Origin of the sequence: Lacibacter sp., assembly GCF_035299325.1 — a bacterium.
In the GTDB taxonomy this organism is placed as follows: domain Bacteria; phylum Bacteroidota; class Bacteroidia; order Chitinophagales; family Chitinophagaceae; genus Lacibacter.
Window position 1 is genome coordinate 117,453 of record NZ_DATGWT010000007.1, and the last position, 18,688, is coordinate 136,140.

An 18,688-nucleotide genomic window follows, 5' to 3' on the forward strand; every position below is an offset into this window, starting at 1 on the left:
GATAAATGATGGTTTAAAGATTTATTGTTTTTTAGGAACGATCTTAAAGGGTATCGAATGAATATTCACAGCATCCGGTTGAATAGTTTCTTCGCCACTGCCACGTGTTTGCACACCTTCTGTTTTATTGATGCCCTGCATTAATTTTTCAAATGGGTTGTTCGGCTTTGGTGTGTCGCCACGGTTGAGACCCGGTGCAGCAAATACCTGGCGGAGATTCAATGCCGATTTTGCTGCGATCAGTTTCAATACATTCATTCCATCAGGCGGTCCAATGCGAAAGATCCTTGTTAAACGAACGGTATCACCCGGATTAATAAAGCAATCCATTGGTTGCTGATTCGCAGCAGGGAACAGCACATTCACAATATTATCGGGCTGTATTTCAAGAATATTATAATAAAGACGCTCCTGTCCATTGTTGATGATGCGTAAGTTATACCTGTCATCATGTTGAAATACGATATTGCCTGATGCATCTTTAATGGTTTTCTCAGGAAGATCTTTGATGATGGCGTTATTATTTCCTTCGGCTTTTTTATAATCAATTGGAACAAATTCAAACACAACATTCAACTCTTCATTTTTCATATTGAGGTTGCGCAGGTAAGCAGCACGGCCATAGGCAGCGATCTTTGAACTGATAAATGTTGTGAGTTGTTCTTCGGCCAAGGTTTTACTACAAACGCCTAATCTGTAATCGCCGGAAGTAGAAATGTAAATTGAATCGGTGCTGAAACCTGCCGTACCATATTCAATAAACACATCGCCTTGTGCTTCGGTAAGTTTTGCCTGTTTAATTTGTGCAACAATTTTTTTAACTGAACTTGTAATCGCTGCGTCAGAAGATTTAATGGTAACAGGTACAGTAAGATCTCCGAAGCTTACCTCATCTAAAAAAGTCCAGGCAGTTTTTAATACATCTTCACTCAGTTCGGTATCAAGTTCCACTTCGCTGCTGTAATCACCAGCTGTAATAATGGTGCCTTTTGCAATTGGTTTGGCTGTTTCCCTGTTATACGTGTTTGATGGATAAAGCGAAATGGTTGTACCGGCAAACACACTATAAATTTTGCCGCAGGCAATGGTTATTTTTTTCTTGTTAATAATCTGTTCCGTTGGGTAGTAATTGGGTTTGCCCAACGCTTTACCGCCGAATATTTCTTTATCAAGATCACCTTCGGCATTTGGTGTTTGTCCGGGCACCATCTTGCTCATCTCTAAACGCACATTGTCGAATAAGCCACGGTAACTGGTTTTACTGTCGCTTTTTGCTAATGCTCTCGAAAAAGCAAGAGACAAACTTCCACAATGTTCATCACCACATTCCTGGTTAAGTTCTGATGCGGCTGATGCAAAAAATGCACTCATGGGTGCAAGTCCCGGTTTTGATTCACCAAGACTGAACAAACCTTCATTAACTATTTTAGTATTTGCAACAGGTTTGTATCCTTTGGGTGCATATTTTGTGGTTGTACCACGATAGTTACCAAGCCCGGCTCTGGTGCTTGTTCCGCTGTGGCATGCATCAACAATTACCAACAAGTTGCCGTTATTGCCAAGATGCTTTCGTATTTCTTCCAGCTTCAATCCAAATACATCATCTCTTAAATGTTTTTCAACACCGGCCTCATACTCCATAGGTGAATCGTAGGTAACTAGTGCTTCGTCATAACCATCAGCTTCATCGCCGTTATCATCCATCACCTGCTGACCATGACCGCTGAAATGAAATACACAGATATCGCCTGGTTTGGGTTTAGCGATCAGTTGCTGTTGCATGGCAGTGAGAATGCCCGTTTTTGTTGCTTCTTTATCTTTTATGATGCGGATGTTTTCTTCTTTAAAACCCTGGCGCTTCAACGATTCTTTAATGAGAGGGATATCGTTATCAGCATTTAGTTTATTCCACCCTGTTGAAGGAGCATAATTTGAAACTGCCACGATCAACGCATATTTTTCAGTTGTTTGGGCAGTTGCATGAAGCAACAATGAGGAAAGGTTTAAAAGCAAAAAGAGTTTCATTTGTTGGCCGGGGATTGGTGATCCCGTTTACTGGAACAATGTTAATAATGAAGAATTTCCCTTACCATACCCTCTGCATGGTATTTTGTGTTTGGCATGCTTATCTTAATTCGGCCGATTGCCTCAATCTTTCTATTTTTAACCCATGTGGGTTGTTCTATTTTACTGCTGTGCCGGGGTGATCGTGTATTCATATCTTGGCTACCCGGTGCTGTTGTATATTTTCTCATTCTGGCGAAAGAGAAAACATGGTTTCAACCAAGGCGATGAACCCGCAGTATCAATGATCATTGCTGCTTATAACGAAGAGAAAGTGATTGCTTCTAAATTGCAGAACACACTTGCGCTGGATTATCCCTCTTCTAAACTTCAGATTATTGTTGCAGCTTACGGATCAACCGATGCCACTGCAACACTTGCAGCATCATTTGATCATGTACTCGTGTTACATGAAAAAGAACGGAAAGGAAAAGCTGCTGCTATTAACGAGGCTATTAAACATGCAATTCATCCCATTGTTGTTTTAACTGATGCTAATACAGCATTATCAACACAAACTTTAAAACAATTGATCGCTCCTTTTGCTGATGAACAAACAGGTGCAGTGGCGGGAGAAAAGAAAGTGATCAGTACAGAAGGAGCTGCTGTTTCAGGAGAAGGATTGTATTGGCAATACGAATCGTGGCTTAAAAAACAAGAGACAAAGTTTTATACTGTTGTTGGTGCAGCAGGCGAATTGTTTGCATTACGAAAAGAGTTATTTGTGCCGGTACCTGAACAAACCATTACAGATGATTTTTTTATTTCGATCAATGTAAACCTTAAACATAAGAAAGTACAGTATGCTCCCCATGCTGTAAGTACAGAAACAGCATCTGCATCCTTAGCCGATGAATGGAAACGAAAAGTAAGAATTGCAGCAGGCGGCATTCAATCACTTTCTTTTTTGAGCAAAGCACTCAACCTGTTTCTTTATCCGCTGCTCGCATTTCAGTTCTTTTCACACCGTGTATTGCGTTGGGTGTTTTGTGCACCGGCATTACTTCTTCTTTTTTTAAGTAACCTGCTGTTAGTTATCTATAGCGCAGGTGAAGTGTTGGTATGGTTAATGGTCATGCAGATATTGTTTTATCTATTTGCATTAATCGGTTGGCAGTTAGCCAGAAATCACCGCTCCTTCTTTTTGTTCAACATTCCGTTTTATATCGTGTTTATGCATGCGGCAATGCTGGCTGGCATTGCACGTTACGCTAACGGTCAGCAATCGGTGCTTTGGGAAAAAGCAGAGCGTTAACCATTGCTAATGGTTTCTTCAATAATTTCATATTCTTAAATTTCGTTTATCAGCACAACTACTACTATACTGAGCAGCCCTATCGAATACCTGAAAGGTGTTGGTCCTTTGCGTGGAGATCTGTTAAAAAAAGAACTCAACATCTTTACGTTTGGTGATTTGCTGGAACATTTTCCCTACCGCCATTTAGATAAAACCAAGATCACACCCATTGCACAAGTGAACATGAGTATGGATTATGTGCAGGTGGCCGGTCGCTTAACAGACTTTGAAATTATTGGTGAGCGAAAAGGGAAAAGACTGGTGGCGCATATCAGGGACAGCAGTGGCTCAATGGAACTTACCTGGTTTCAGGGTATTAACTGGGTGCAGAAAATGATGGCGATCGGCGAAGAGTTTTTGGTGTTTGGAAAGCTGGGATTCTTTATGGGTAAGCCGCAGATCGTTCACCCCGAATTGGAAGTGCGTACACAAGCGAATGCTGTAGGTAAGTCGTTGCTTGAGCCCATCTACCCAACAACTGAAAAATTGAAAGTTCGTGGGTTGAATGGTCGCAGTATTGCCAAACTTACTGCCGTGTTGTTGCCTCAGATCCATGTAAAAGATCTGCCGGAAAATTTGCCCGAGAGCATTATCAAAGAATTAAAATTGCCATCACGCTACGAAGCATATTGCCATATTCATTTTCCTTCCGAGCAATCGCAATTTGATAATGCGCTGCGACGGTTGAAATTTGAAGAGCTCTTTTTTGCACAGCTGCGTATGGGCATGATTAAGGGTAACCGTCATCGTTTTTCTAAAGGAATTGTGTTTGATAAAGTAGGTGATATCTTCAATGATTTTTACAATCATCACCTGCCATTTCAACTGACAGGCGCACAAAAAAGAGTGCTCAAAGAAATACGGCAGGATACTGCACGTGGTCACCAGATGAATCGTTTGCTGCAAGGCGATGTAGGTAGTGGAAAAACCATTGTTGCTTTATTAACCATGTTGCTTGCTGCGGATAATGGTTACCAGAGTTGCTTGATGGCGCCAACGGAAATATTGGCGCAACAGCATTTCAACAGCCTTTCAAATTTATTAAAGGAGATGAATGTGAGCATCCGCTTGCTTACAGGATCAACCAAAAAAGCAGAACGGGAAAAGATATTGAATGGTCTGCAATCTGGCGATATACAACTGCTCGTAGGTACTCATGCACTTATTGAAGGAGTGGTACAATTTAAAAACCTTGGCTTGGCAATAGTTGATGAGCAGCATCGCTTTGGTGTGGCACAACGTGCAGAACTGCAAACAAAAGCAACCATTCCGCCACATGTGTTGGTTATGACGGCAACGCCTATCCCACGTACCATGGCAATGACGGCATACGGTGATCTTGATTATAGCGTAATGGATGAATTACCCCCGGGACGTAAACCAATCACCACTGTTCATCGTTATGAAACAGCGAGGCCTTCGATCATGGACTTTGTAAAACAGGAAATAGCCAAAGGACGGCAAGCTTATTTTATTTATCCGTTGATCGAGGAAAGCTCTAAGCTGGATTTTGAAAACCTGATGAAAGGCTACGAAGAAGTAAAAGCATTTTTTCCCGAACCGGCCTACTATATCAGTATGGTGCATGGGAAACAAAAGCCTGAAGTAAAGGATACCAACATGATGCGCTTTAAAACAAATGATACGCAGATCATGGTGGCAACAACGGTTATTGAAGTAGGGGTTGATGTGCCGAATGCCAGCGTAATGGTGATGGAAAGTGCTGAACGTTTTGGTTTATCGCAGCTTCACCAGCTGCGTGGAAGGGTGGGCCGGGGAAGTGAACAGAGTTTTTGCATTCTTTTAACAGGGCAGAAATTAACGAATGATGCCCGTGAACGGTTAAAGATAATGTGTGCAACAAATGATGGTTTCCTCATTGCAGAAAAAGATCTTGAGCTGCGTGGACCAGGTGATATTGAAGGAACAAGACAGAGTGGTATGCTCAATTTTAAACTGGCGAGTATAGTGCAGGACAAAGACCTGTTAGAAATTGCAAAGAATTTGAGCGACCGTCTGCTGCAAGACGATCCGGATTTGTCTTCGGCAGAAAATTTGCTGTTGAAATCATACCTGTTGTTAAAAAAAGGAAAAACGGAATGGAGCAGAGTGGCTTAATGTAAAATAAGCGATAGTTATTTCCGTTTTAAAGTTTTAAATTCAAAGTCCCGTAGCATAAGAAAATATTTACATGAAAGTACTCCGACTCCTTCTTGCACCTTGCCTGTTCATGGCTGTACCTATGTTCAGCTTTTCGCAACTTTATTTTGTTGAAAATAAAGGTCAGTGGGATCAACAGGTGCACTTTAAAACGGAGGCGGGTAACAGTGCTTTCTTTCTCACTAAAGATGGTTACAGCATCTTGATGAATCACCCCGAGGATTATCAGCGCTTATCAGAATTCAATCATGGTCATGGTTTCGATTCATTAGTAAAATACAATGCAAGAGCTGCTGCTCCTGAAAAAATGCGTGCACATGCGTTTCGGGTAAAGTTCCTCGGTGGCAATTTCAATTCAAAACCCATCATGGAAAAACCAATGCCGGGTATTGAAAACTATTTTATCGGGAATGACCCTTCAAAATGGGCAAGTGAATGTCGTTTGTACCAGGCTATTACTTACAAGAATGTTTATCCCAATATTGATGTTCGTTATTACGTACAGGACGATCAGCTGAAATATGATGTAGTGGTTTATCCCGGAGCAGATGTTTCAAAGATCCAGATGCGTTATGAAGGGGCTGATAAATTATCGATCCGTGATAATGAACTTGTAGTGGCCACTTCGGTTGGTGAGGCCCGTGAGTTAAAACCTTACACCTATCAATTTGTAAATGGCAAGCGTGAGGTTGTGGGAAACAAATACAAGATTGCCGGCAACACAGTGAGTTTTGATGTTAAGGCATACAACAAATCAACCACTTTAATCATTGATCCTTCGCTGGTGTTCTCGTCTTTCAGCAGAAGTACGGCTGATAACTGGGGCTTTACAGCAACACCCGGTGCTGATGGTAGTTTTTTCGGCGGCGGTATTGCGCAGCCAACCGGATTTCCAACAACAGCAGGTGCCATACAGGGAACAGGTAGTGGCCCTGCAGGTAGCGGCTCACCGCCTGATATCGCTATTATCAAATTATCACCCGATGGAAGAACAAGACTTTATGCAACATATCTTGGCGGTAATCAATTAGATCAGCCGCATAGTCTCATTGCAGATGCAGCAGGTAATCTTGTGATTGCCGGTCGTACTAATTCAGGCGCAAACTTTCCGGGAACATTGGTTGGCGCAGGTGGAGGGTATGATATTTTCGTTACGAAGATCAACGCAACCGGTACAGCTATCATTGGCTCATTACGTATTGGAGGCACAGGTGATGATGGCGTAAATATTACTGCAACCCGTGGCGGTGCAAACTCACTCCAACGTTTTTATGGCGATGATGGAAGAAGTGAAGTAATCCTTGATCCCGGCGGAAATATTTTGCTTGCTTCATCAACCAGATCAACAAACTTTCCAACACAAAATGGTTTTCAAACAGGTTTACGTGGAAACCAGGACGCAGTGATACTGAAAATAAACTCTAATGCTACTGGAGTAATTTGGAGTACAACAATGGGTGGCGATGCTGATGATGCAGGTTTTGTATTGTCAGTAAATCCTTTAAGTACTGCAAATATCTATGTTGGCGGAGGCACAAGCAGTAATACCAATTTTTCAGGCATGGGTGGAGGCGCTGTGCAAGGAACTTATAACGGAGGCTTAACAGATGGTTATGTAGCGCAATTGCAGGATAACGGAGGAAGCGTAGGAATTGTTCGAGCCACATATCTTGGAACAAATAATATCGATATTGTTTATGGTGTTCAATTCGATTCGAAAGGATTTCCTTATGTAATGGGCATCACAACGGGTAACTGGCCGGTAATAAATGCTGCTTACTCGGTCGGCAATTCAAGGCAGTTTATTGCTAAACTGCAACCTAATCTCAATGCATTTGTTTATTCAACAACGTTTGGCACAAGTGGTGCAATAAATCCAAATATTTCTCCTGTAGCTTTCCTGGTTGATAATTGTGAGAATGTATACGTTTCCGGATGGGGTGGTGGTGCAAATAGTTTTGGTGGCACAACCGGGTATCCAACTTCAGGCACAACCGGCTTGCCTGTAACACCTGATGCGTTTCAACGAAACACAGATGGAAGTGATTTTTACTTTTTCGTTCTGCAAAAAAATGCAGCTTCCCAATTATATGGAAGTTTTTTTGGACAGTTAGGCGGCGGTGGAGGTTTAGAGCATGTGGATGGTGGTACCAGCAGGTTCGATGCAAATGGTGTCATCTACCAGGCCATGTGTGCCAACTGTAAAAACGTTGCCAGCGGGGTTCCTCTCAGTGCACCTTTCCCGATTACAGCAGGTGTTTATGGCAATACAAATCCGGCAACAGGAAGTGGTTGTAATCTTGGTATGGTGAAAATGAGGTTTGACTTGTCAGGCATTGATGTATCTCTCAGGGCTGTTGGTGCGAAACAATTAAATTTCTGTTTGCCGGCCACTATCCAGTTTACTGATACTATTCGTGAAGCAAAACAATACATCTGGATTTGGGGTGATGGAACACCAAACGATACAACTACTGTAAATCCATTTACACATACCTATACCAGCACAGGATTTTTTGATGTGAAAGTAATTGGTATCGATAGTAACTCCTGTAACGTGAAAGACTCAGCGTTCATGCGTATTCGTGTTACAACCGATTCTGTAGATGTTGATTTCAGCTTTGCAAGACAGAATTGTAACAGCCTTACCTTCCAGTTTACCAATACGAGTGATATACGAACAGCTTCAACTCCGTTTGGACCGAAATCATTCATGTGGGTATGGGGTGATGGTTCTCCCAATGACACTATACTTGGGTTTGCCCCACCTGTATCACATACATTCCCCGGCATAGGTTCTTATGATGTACGTTTGGTATTGATCGATTCAAATTATTGTAACCTTGGCGATGCAGATAGTATCGTTAATTTCCAGGTGATCGATAATATCAGAGCAGGGTTTAGTATCAGTTCTGTTTGTGTGCCCGATACAATCAGTGTGATCGACACTTCATTGGGTGCTTTAACTTATCTGTGGGTAAGCAGCGATGGTCAGCAATCAACCGACCCTTTGCCGGCATTCGTTTACAATACACCGGGCACATACAGTATTACACAATACATCTACAATCCAAACAGCTGTAACCTTGTCGATTCAACAACAAGAAGCTTCCTCGCAGTTGGTCCGCCAACGGCAGGGTTTATCTTTAATCCAAATCCATCACAGGAAAATACAGCTACCAGGTTTACCAGTACGGCATCTGATGATGTCGTGTCGTGGTTATGGAATTTTGGTGATGGCGGCACTTCAACGCAACGTGATCCGGTTTATCAATACACAGCACCGGGCATTAATACAGTTTGTCAAACAGTGACGAATGCGGCCGGTTGCGTTGACTCAGTATGTATTCCGGTTGAATCCATCATCAACGTCGTAAATGATCTGCCATCGGCCTTTACACCAAACGGTGATGGCGTGAATGATATCTTCTTTGTTCGTGGATTCGGCATTACGAAAATGACCTTACGTGTGTATAACCGCCAGGGATTAATGGTGTTTGAAAGCCGTTCGCAGAATATTGGATGGGATGGCACTTACAAAGGAACGCCGCAGCCAATGGATGCTTATGCATGGACATTGGAAGTAGAATATTTCACCGGCGAAAAATTCAGAAAGAAAGGTGATGTAACACTCATCAGGTAGCGAGTATAAAAACCTGCAGTACCCTATATCCAGATTTGACAGAACCAGAACCATCAGCTTGTGTAAACGTTTAAAAGAAGAGCTATGAACTGTAACCGTATCATTGGGGCTGTACTGATATTGCTGTTGTTGCAAACAAATGCAACTGCACAGGATCTGCATTTCTCTCAATTCATGAATTCGCCGCTTACAACCAATCCGGCAAATACAGGATTTATTCCCGAAGCTGATTACCGTATTGGCGGCAACTTCCGCAGCCAGTGGACCTCTGTTCCTGTGCCTTACAAAACCGCCAGTGTTTGGGGCGATGTACAGGTTTTTCGTAACAATATTGAAAATGGTTGGGTAGGTGTTGGCGGATTATTATTGACAGATGTAGCAGGGCGTGGCAACCTGCGTTCCAATAAAGTGTATGGATCGGTTGCCTATCACCAGATGATCGGGCTAAGCAGTTTATTAAGTGCGGGTTTTAATGCAGGGTATGCAAGCAAACGTATTGATATAACGAAGTTCACTTTCGATAATCAATGGAACGGAAAATTCTTTGATGCGGGTGCACCTAACGGTGAAGCATTTTTGACCAATGCCAACACTTCCTATTTTGATCTGCAGGTGGGTATGAACTATGCTTACTTCCCAACAGAAAATACATACATCAACGCAGGTGTTTCAGTGCATCACATCAATAAGCCAAAAGAAACATTCTTCAGTAATGGCACCAACGAAGTGCCCCGCCGTTATATTGGATTTCTCAATGGCAGTTTTAAAGTGAATGATGACTGGATCGTTAATCCCAATGCTTATTTTTCATCGCAGGCAGGTGCTAATGAAACAGTATTTGGCGGTAACCTCGCTTACAATGTAATGGGCGATGGAAGTGTGGTGGTATTTGGCGGTGCATATTATCGCTGGGCTGATGCCGCTGTGGCAATGGTTGGTCTTGAATGGAAAGATATCCGCTTCACTTTTACATACGATGCCACTACGAGTAATCTCGGCCGCTTTAACAGCGCAAACGGGGCGTATGAATTCTCACTCATTAAGAACGGTTATTACAACGAGTATTTTGGCGACAAGAGCCAAAGGAGACAGAGTTTGTGTCCCAGGTTTTAAATCTGATTTGATTGCAAGAACAATCACATACTGATTAGATTTTGCATCCTGCCCGTCCTTTCCGAATTTCGCCCAAAATTCAGCACATGATCTCCGTTGAAAATTACGCAAAAGTGGATATGGAAATTGTTCAGCAACTGAAAGCAATTGTTGGTGAGCAATATGTTTTTGTTGATGAAGAATCACTCAGCAATTATGCGCATGATGAAACAGAAAATCTTCATTTTCCACCCGAAGTTGTGGTGAAGCCACGTACAACTGAAGAGATCAGCCACATCATGAAGCTTTGTAATGATGCAATTATTCCCGTAACTCCACGTGGTGCAGGTACAGGTTTGGCAGGTGCTGCACTGGCTGACAAAGGAGGTGTGTTACTTTCAACCGAGCGCTTGAATTCCATTTTAAAAATAGATGAACGCAATCACCAGGTAATAACCGAGCCGGGTGTTATTACTGAAGTGCTGATGGATGAAGTGAAGAAAGTTGGTTTGTTTTATCCGCCTGACCCAAGCAGCAGGGGCAGTTGTTTTATTGGTGGAAATATTTCTGCAAACAGTGGCGGTCCTAAAGCCGTGAAGTATGGCGTGGTGAGAGATTATGTATTGAACCTTGAGGTTGTATTGCCAAGTGGTGAAGTAATATGGACAGGTGCAAACGTTTTAAAGAATTCAACCGGTTATAATCTTACACATTTGATTGTTGGCAGCGAAGGCACATTGGGCATTGTAACCAAAATTGTATTACGGCTAATTCCATTGCCGAAATATGATTTGCTCATGCTTGTCCCTTTCCGAAATTTAGAACAGGCAGGTGAAGCAGTGAGTGAAATTTTCCGAGCAGGTTTTGTACCGAGTGGATTAGAGCTGGTGGAGATCGATGCGTTGAAGATCGTTAGTAAAATGGTTGATAGTTCTGCAGTTCCTGTTACAGAAGATACAGAAGCGCATCTTATTATTGAAGTAGATGGAAACGATGTGGATGTGTTGATGAAAGAGATGGAAGCAATTAGCGAACTCTTAACGAAATATGATATTGGTGAATTGTACTTTGCAGACGATGCACAACAAAAAACAGAGTTGTGGAAATTGCGCAGGCGTGTTGCTGAAGCAGTGAAGATGGTTGGTTATACAATTGAAGAAGACACCGTTGTGCCAAGAGCAGAATTACCGGCGTTGATCCGTGGTGTAAAAGCGTTGGGCAGGCAATATGATTTTAATGTGGTGTGTTATGGCCATGCCGGCGATGGTAACCTGCACATCCGTATTCATAAAGAAGGAACGCCCAACAGCTATGGTGATGCAGAAATGAACAAATGCCTGCGTGCCATGTTTGAATTGGTTTATAAATTAGGCGGAACCATCAGTGGTGAACATGGTGTTGGGTTGATACAAAAGGGATACATGAATATTGTGATGAAAGAGGCCAACCTTCGCATTATGCGTGATATAAAAAGAGCATTCGATCCAAACAACATTTTAAATCCGGGCAAAATTTTTGACCAGCAATAAACCTTTTATACATGAAAAAATCACTGTTCTTCTTATTGATGTTGCTGACTTCATTTCTCTCTTTTGCACAGAATACCGAAGATGAGGAAAAAGATAAAGGATTTAAACGTGATCAGTTATTTATTGGTACAGGTGTTAACCTCGGTTTCTTCAACGGATTTATCGTTGGCTTAAACCCTGAAATTGGTTATAGCTTAAACCGCTTTGTTGATGTGGGTATAGGAACTAATGTAAACCTCATCACACAAAACGACCCCAATTCTCCAACAACATACCGGCAATGGACATTTGGTGGTGGACCATTTGTTCGTGTATGGCCCGTGAATATGCTGTTCATTGGAGGACAATTTGAATACAATAGTATTGCATACAGTGTCAAGTCAGGGGGAGATATTGTGTACAAGGAAAATCGCAATGCGCCGAGTATTTTAGTTGGTGCCGGTTATGGAAACCGCACCATTGGTGGTAACCAGTTCTACACAAGTATTATGGTAGATGTGCTCCGCAATCCTAATTCCCCATACATTGATAGTTACAGGCGGTTGCAACCCGTGTTCCGCACAACCTTTTTATTTTATTTTAAACCTAAGCGTGAACGGTAGAAAAAATTTCGGCAGGTTCGTTTACAATTACAATGCGCTCTTCCGGCAGCTCGTATAGAAAATCTTCACGGAACATCTGGCGCATGTGTTCAATTAAATGCGTGTAGAAGCCATTGCTGTTAACAATGAATATTTTCTTGTTGTGGATCTTTAAGGTGTTCCATGTGAGCATTTCAAATAATTCATCCAGCGTACCATAACCACCTGCAAGTACAACTGCTGCATCACACAATTCATACATCATCTTTTTACGTACATGCATGTCGGTAACCACATGCAATTCGGTAATGCCTTTGTGCTGCGCTTCCCATTCTAATAATACTTCCGGAATTACACCCACAACATTTCCATGCATCTCCATCACCGCATCTGCAACGGCACCCATGATGCCTTTGCCTCCGCCACCATACACAAGTTTGATGTTTTTTTCTGCCATCAACCGGCCCAGTTCTTTTGCATGCGTAATGTAGAGTGGATCGGCTCCTGATTTTGAGCCACAAAAAACAGCAAGTGAAGTGAATTGCATGTGATAAAAATATGCTGCAAAATAGGCAAACTGTTTGACCGTTGGATTAATTCTTTATCTTCATTTTTAAACAAGTCCTTATGTCACCAGTCTTGCTATTCTCCTTCGTATTTGGTTATTTTTTATTGCTGCTGGTAGTGGCATGGTACACTTCCAAAAATTCAAATAACGAATCATTTTTTATTGGTAACCGCAGCAGCAACTGGATGTTGGTAGCGTTTGGAATGATCGGCACTTCGCTGAGCGGTGTTACGTTTGTGAGTGTTCCGGGTGCAGTGGCAAAAGAATCGTTTGCTTATTTTCAGATCACGATCGGTTATCTCATCGGCTATATTACCATTGCCTATGTATTGCTGCCGCTGTATTACAAACTTAATCTTACATCAATCTATAATTACCTGAGCGGCAGGCTTGGCTTCAAATCGTATAAAACAGGCGCATCCTTTTTCATTCTGTCAAGAACGTTGGGTGCAACAGCACGCTTATATCTCGTGGTAAAAATTTTACAGGATGCATTACCTGCATCAGTAAATATTCCATTTTGGGTAACAACACTTGTGATTCTTATCATGATCCTGCTTTACACCTATGAAGGTGGTGTAAAAACAATTGTATGGACCGATACCTTGCAAACAACCTGTATGCTGGCTGGGCTTGTAATTTGTGTGGGCTATCTTCTCAACCAAATGGATTTGAGTTTTGGCGACAGCCTTGTTGCAATGAATGAAAAAGGGTATTCAAAGATCTTCTTCACCGATCCGGGCAGTAAATTATTTTTTGTAAAACAGATATTGGCCGGCGCATTCATCACTATCACCATGACGGGTATGGATCAGGAGATGATGCAGAAAAATATTTCAGTAAAAACATTGAAAGATTCGCAGAAGAATGTGCTTACACTGGGTGTAATATTAATGGTTGTATTGATGTTGTTCCTCTTCCTCGGTGGCGTTTTGTTATTGTTTGCAGAACAACAAGGCATTACTGCTGTTGGCGATAAATTATTCCCTGCTATTGCATTGAATCATATGCCGCCAATTGTGTCGGTGATCTTTATCATTGCGTTAATATCGGCCTTGTTCCCGAGTGCCGATGGTGCCATTACAGCACTCACTTCATCGTTTTGTATCGATATCATCGGTATGCAAAGAAGAACTGACTTAACTGATGCTGAAAAGAAAAAGATGCGTCAACGGGTACATCTTGTATTTGCAGCTGTGTTTTTACTGTTGGTGATGGTGTACAAATGGGTGAATGAACCGAGCATGATCGGTGTTATCTTAAAAGTTGCGGCATACACTTATGGCCCATTATTGGGCTTGTTTACATTCGGTATTATTACCAAGCGGGCAGTTAACGATAAGTTTGTTCCGTTCGTTTGCATCATCGCTCCGGTCATTTGCTTCTTCATTGATAAATTTCAAAAGCAATTATTTGGTTCATTTGAAGTAGGTCTTGAGCTACTCATCATCAATGGACTTTTAACCTTTATTGGGTTGTGGACGATCTCGCATAAGCAAGAGAAGCAACAGGCAATGGGGAATTAGCAACAGGCAATATGCAATATGCAAGTGATTTGCGTACTAAAGCTTTGCCAATTGCCCGTTGCTAATGGCCTATTTTCCAATCATCTGTTTTATCTTTGCCGAAACGTTTTTACTTGGAGTTGATCAACCCGAAGGCCGAACTATATGCAGCACGCTATTCTTCAACAGAGGATACTGTGCTGAAAACCATCTCAGCTGAAACGGAAGTATCACATGCCCAGCCACACATGATGAGCGGGCATCTCCAGGGACAGTTCCTTGAAATCATCAGTAAACTTGTTCAGCCAAAACGCATTTTAGAGATCGGTACAATGATCGGTTACAGCACAATTTGTCTTGCAAAAGGACTTGCTGCAGACGGAGTACTACACACCATCGAAATGCGTGAACAGGATGCAGCTATTGCCAAAAATAATTTTATCAGGGCGGGAGTGAACGATCGCATTCAGCTACATATTGGCAATGCGCTCGATATCATCCCAGAATTACAGGAAACATGGGACTTTGTATTTATTGATGCCGATAAACCCGGCTATGAAAAATACTATCAGCTGCTAAAACCACGTTTAAGGAGCGGTGCCCTCATCCTGGCCGATAATGTGCTCTTTCATGGTGATGTGCTCGAAGAGGAGATCAAAGGAAAGAACGGGAAAGCGATTCATGCGTTCAATGAAATGGTGAGTGCTGATGATGAAGTTGAAAAAGTAATGTTAACTCTGAGAGACGGATTGTTTCTCATTCGTAAAAAATAGAATATACTATGCAAAGACTGGTTTATTTATTCATTGCTCTTTTGTCTGTAACAGCGTTGAATGCGCAGACGATTTCAATTGAAGAGTATGTGAACACCTACAAAGAAATTGCCATCAAGGAAATGATCCGTACCGGCGTGCCTGCATCCATTACGTTGGCACAGGGAATTGTAGAAACAGAAAGTGGCAACAGTAAGCTGGTAAAAAAATCAAACAATCATTTTGGTATTAAGTGTAAGGAAACATGGACAGGTCCATCGGTAAGTCATGATGACGATGCGCCAGGTGAATGTTTCCGTAAATATGAAAATGCAGAGCAATCCTATGTTGATCATTCTGATTTTCTGCGTACACGCAAGCACTATAATTTTCTTTTTTCTCTCGATCCAGCAGATTACAAAGCATGGGCTTATGGGTTAAAAAAAGCCGGTTATGCAACCAACCCTGCTTATCCGCAAATGCTCATCAAGTACATTGAAAAATATAATCTCAACGATTATTCGCTCATTGCCTTGGGTAAGAAAAAAGCTGAAGAGCCTATTCTTGCAAAAACAGAACAGCCGGTTGTTGTGCAACAAACCTTTGCAGTAGAGCCACAACAACAGGTGCAAACAACAAGTGTTGCTGTAGTTGAAGAAGTAAAAAAACCTGTTGTTAATTATCCAACAGGTGAATTCAAGATCAATGAAACAAAAGTGGTTTATGCAACAAAAGGAACATCGTTTCTTGCCATTGCACAACAACACAATGTGCAGTTGAAGTGGTTGTTCGATTTTAACGACTTGAAAGAAACAGAAGTACTTGAAAAAGATCAGCTCATTTATCTGCAACGTAAACGCCGTGTTGGTGCTAATCAATTTCATGTTGTTGCAAGTGGCGAAACATTGTATGATATTGCACAGGTACAAGGTATCCGTTTAGATGCATTAATGCAATTGAACCAGATACCTTCAAATCAACAACCTGCACCGGGTCAACAATTGTATTTGCAATCACCAGCACCTGCTGCACCAAAACTTCTTACAGTTGTAAATACAAAAGAAGGATCAGAACTCATCATTACTAAATAAACTGCATGTCAACCATCAAAGTCCACGATAAGTATTTTATTCCTTACATGACAGAGGCAACGGTGCTTGCCCGAATTGCTGAAATAGGAAAAGACATTGATCGTGATTATGCAGGGAAGAAGCCGCTTTTTATCGCTATTCTGAATGGTTCGTTTATGTTTGCTTCTGATCTTTTTAAATGTGTAAGCATTGATGCAGAGATCTGTTTCATCAAACTTGCTTCTTACAAAGGAACAAAGTCAACAGGGCAGGTGATCACAGCAATAGGTCTCGATACTGATATTGTTGATCGTCATGTGATCATTGTGGAAGACATTATTGACACAGGCAAAACCATGAATGAATTTTTGCCACAGCTTTACAATCAACAACCTGCTTCATTAAAAATTGCGGCTTTGTTACATAAACCCGAAGCAACTAAGTACCCGATCACCATTGATTATTTAGGCTTTTCAGTTCCTAATAAATTCTTACTTGGTTATGGTTTGGATTATGACGGTCTTGGCCGTAACTTGAAAGAGATATACCAGCTGACCGAAAACCCTTCCTGATTTACCACTTACTAACCCGGTGAAGCAGGAAATGAACTATGAACCTAAGGTGCATTGCTTTGGTATGCTTGCTTCTCATCGCCGCAACAGCGGATGCACAGTTTTATTTTCGTGGCGAAGTGAAAGATGCAGGTGGTAATGGCTTAGCATTGGTGCAGATACGGGTTCACGCCTCCAATTCATTTTATTCTTCAGGATCAACCGGAGCCTTTGGCATCCCGTCTTCAAGAACAAAAGACACCGTCAGTTTTTTTCTGCATGGTTACGAAGAGAAAACAGTTGTGCTCAACAGCAATGAGTACAATACGGTATTGATGAAACCAAGTGCAGCTATCAGCAATCCTAAACGGAAATTATTATCTGTTACAAGGGATAAGAAAGAAGATACAAAGGGACATTATTTTACTTCGGGTGAAACCTATTCATCACAGGTAGAGAATAGTTTTAACGAGGCTGCTGATTATGCTTCCGTTGGTTTTGCTATGAATGTTGATAAAGCATCGTACAGCAATATCCGCCGTTTCATCAATATGAATTCACGTGTGCCAACCGATGCAGTTCGTATTGAAGAGATGTTGAATTATTTTCCGCAACCTTATAAAGAACCGCAGCCGGGCAAAGATTTTCATGTACAATCACAGCTCACGGATTGTCCATGGAATCCTTCAAACCGTTTATTGTTTTTACAATTGCAGGCTAGAAAAGTCAATTACGATTCACTACCTCCCAGCAATTTTGTTTTCCTGATTGATGTGAGTGGTTCGATGGACCTGCCTAATCGTTTGCCGTTATTAAAGACTGCATTTCGTATGATGGTGCAGAACCTGCGGAGTATTGATACCTTGTCGATCATGTTGTATGGCGGAACAGTTGGCATTGTATTGCAACCAACAGGTGGTAATGAGAAAGACAAGATCATGAGTGTTATTGATTCATTGGCTGCCGGTGGTGATACACCGGGAGAATCAGCCATCAGGCAGGCTTATCGTTTGGCGCAAAGTCAGTTTATTGTTGGAGGTAACAATCGTGTGATACTTGCAACTGATGGCGACTTTAATGTAGGCGAATCAAGTGAAGAAGCATTGATGCAACTCATTACACAAAAACAACAGACAGGGATTTATTTAACCTGTCTTGGTGTGGGCATGGGTAATTACAAAGATTCGAAGCTTGAAGCATTGGCGAAGAAAGGGAATGGCAACTTTGCTTATCTCGATAATGTGATGGAGGCAGAGAAAGTGTTGGTGAAAGAATTAATGCAGACGTTGTATGTAGTGGTGGATGATGCTTATCTCAACACTGTGTTTCAATCGTCGCAGGTAAAACGCTATCGTTTGATCGGGTTCGATAACCGCAAAGATGTACTCGCCGATGGTAACAGTATTCTTGAAGGTGGTGAAATAGGAACAGGACATACAGTAACGGCTGTGTTTGAAGTGGAGTTAGCAAAAGATCACAATACAGACCAACCGGTTGCGGAAGCAGAACTCAGTTATCAATCGGTTGAAACAAAGAGCAGGGTGAATGATAAATTTCCTTTCCCGTTAAATTATCAATCGTTGTATCGTGTTGACAGCAGTTATCGTTTTGCAGCAGCAGTTGCCATGTTTGGTTTGATGTTAAAGCAATCGCCTTACATAGAAAAACCAAACTGGGATGCTCTTATCAACCTGCTTACTACTTGTGTAGATCCAAAAGACTACTGGCAAAGTGAAATGCTGATGCTGGTAAGGAAGGCAAAAGACTTATATAAACCGGTAAAAGAAAAGAAACGATGGTTCAGGAAAAGAGAAAGGAAGAAAGATGAGATCATTTTATTTTAACGGCATTCAAATAAATAAAAAGAGGGCAGATG

General features: G+C 41.7%; 13 protein-coding genes. 11 read left to right on the forward strand and 2 right to left on the reverse strand.

Translation table 11 applies throughout. The features are described from left to right. Positions 1 to 21 precede the first annotated feature (21 nt). Positions 22 to 2,025 carry a caspase family protein gene (locus VK159_RS06415; protein WP_324229308.1) on the reverse strand — a complete coding sequence of 668 codons (2,004 nt, stop codon included), beginning with the start codon at positions 2,023 to 2,025 and terminating at the stop codon, positions 22 to 24. 145 nt (positions 2,026 to 2,170) lie between these two features. Here VK159_RS06415 and VK159_RS06420 point away from each other — a divergent pair, with 145 nt between their 5' ends. From VK159_RS06420 to VK159_RS06445, 6 genes are all read left to right on the forward strand, one after another. Beyond that, on the forward strand, positions 2,171 to 3,319 hold the full coding sequence (locus VK159_RS06420) for a glycosyltransferase family 2 protein (protein ID WP_324229309.1): 1,149 nt from the start codon (positions 2,171 to 2,173) through the stop codon (positions 3,317 to 3,319). Positions 3,320 to 3,388: 69 nt separating this feature from the next. After that, positions 3,389 to 5,479 (forward strand): ATP-dependent DNA helicase RecG, encoded by a 2,091-nt coding sequence (gene recG, locus VK159_RS06425; RefSeq protein ID WP_324229357.1) that lies wholly within the window; start codon positions 3,389 to 3,391, stop codon positions 5,477 to 5,479. Positions 5,480 to 5,552: 73 nt separating this feature from the next. Continuing rightward, positions 5,553 to 9,164 carry a PKD domain-containing protein gene (locus VK159_RS06430; protein ID WP_324229310.1) on the forward strand — a complete coding sequence of 1,204 codons (3,612 nt, stop codon included), beginning with the start codon at positions 5,553 to 5,555 and terminating at the stop codon, positions 9,162 to 9,164. A gap of 84 nt (positions 9,165 to 9,248) precedes the next feature. Further along, complete coding sequence (locus VK159_RS06435) at positions 9,249 to 10,277, forward strand: PorP/SprF family type IX secretion system membrane protein (protein WP_324229311.1); 1,029 nt, start codon at positions 9,249 to 9,251, stop codon at positions 10,275 to 10,277. 86 nt (positions 10,278 to 10,363) lie between these two features. Beyond that, positions 10,364 to 11,785 (forward strand): FAD-binding oxidoreductase, encoded by a 1,422-nt coding sequence (locus tag VK159_RS06440; RefSeq protein WP_324229312.1) that lies wholly within the window; start codon positions 10,364 to 10,366, stop codon positions 11,783 to 11,785. A gap of 11 nt (positions 11,786 to 11,796) precedes the next feature. Next, positions 11,797 to 12,387 carry a hypothetical protein gene (locus VK159_RS06445; protein ID WP_324229313.1) on the forward strand — a complete coding sequence of 197 codons (591 nt, stop codon included), beginning with the start codon at positions 11,797 to 11,799 and terminating at the stop codon, positions 12,385 to 12,387. Here the strand turns inward: VK159_RS06445 and VK159_RS06450 are convergent. Continuing rightward, positions 12,371 to 12,913 (reverse strand): TIGR00730 family Rossman fold protein, encoded by a 543-nt coding sequence (locus VK159_RS06450; protein ID WP_324229314.1) that lies wholly within the window; start codon positions 12,911 to 12,913, stop codon positions 12,371 to 12,373. The genes VK159_RS06445 and VK159_RS06450 overlap by 17 nt on opposite strands. 80 nt (positions 12,914 to 12,993) lie before the next feature. Between VK159_RS06450 and VK159_RS06455 the strand changes: the two genes are divergently transcribed. From VK159_RS06455 to VK159_RS06475, 5 genes are all read left to right on the forward strand, one after another. Beyond that, positions 12,994 to 14,460 (forward strand): sodium:solute symporter, encoded by a 1,467-nt coding sequence (locus VK159_RS06455; protein WP_324229315.1) that lies wholly within the window; start codon positions 12,994 to 12,996, stop codon positions 14,458 to 14,460. 113 nt (positions 14,461 to 14,573) lie between these two features. Further along, positions 14,574 to 15,212, forward strand: a complete 639-nt coding sequence (locus VK159_RS06460) for an O-methyltransferase (protein WP_324229316.1) — start codon at positions 14,574 to 14,576, stop codon at positions 15,210 to 15,212. Positions 15,213 to 15,220: 8 nt separating this feature from the next. Further along, a complete protein-coding gene (locus tag VK159_RS06465; protein ID WP_324229317.1) occupies positions 15,221 to 16,282 on the forward strand; it encodes a glucosaminidase domain-containing protein in 1,062 nt (353 codons plus the stop codon). A gap of 5 nt (positions 16,283 to 16,287) precedes the next feature. Next, a complete protein-coding gene (hpt, locus tag VK159_RS06470; RefSeq protein WP_324229318.1) occupies positions 16,288 to 16,833 on the forward strand; it encodes a hypoxanthine phosphoribosyltransferase in 546 nt (181 codons plus the stop codon). Between the two features lie 38 nt (positions 16,834 to 16,871). Next, positions 16,872 to 18,656 carry a vWA domain-containing protein gene (locus tag VK159_RS06475; RefSeq protein WP_324229319.1) on the forward strand — a complete coding sequence of 595 codons (1,785 nt, stop codon included), beginning with the start codon at positions 16,872 to 16,874 and terminating at the stop codon, positions 18,654 to 18,656. Positions 18,657 to 18,688: the final 32 nt, after the last annotated feature.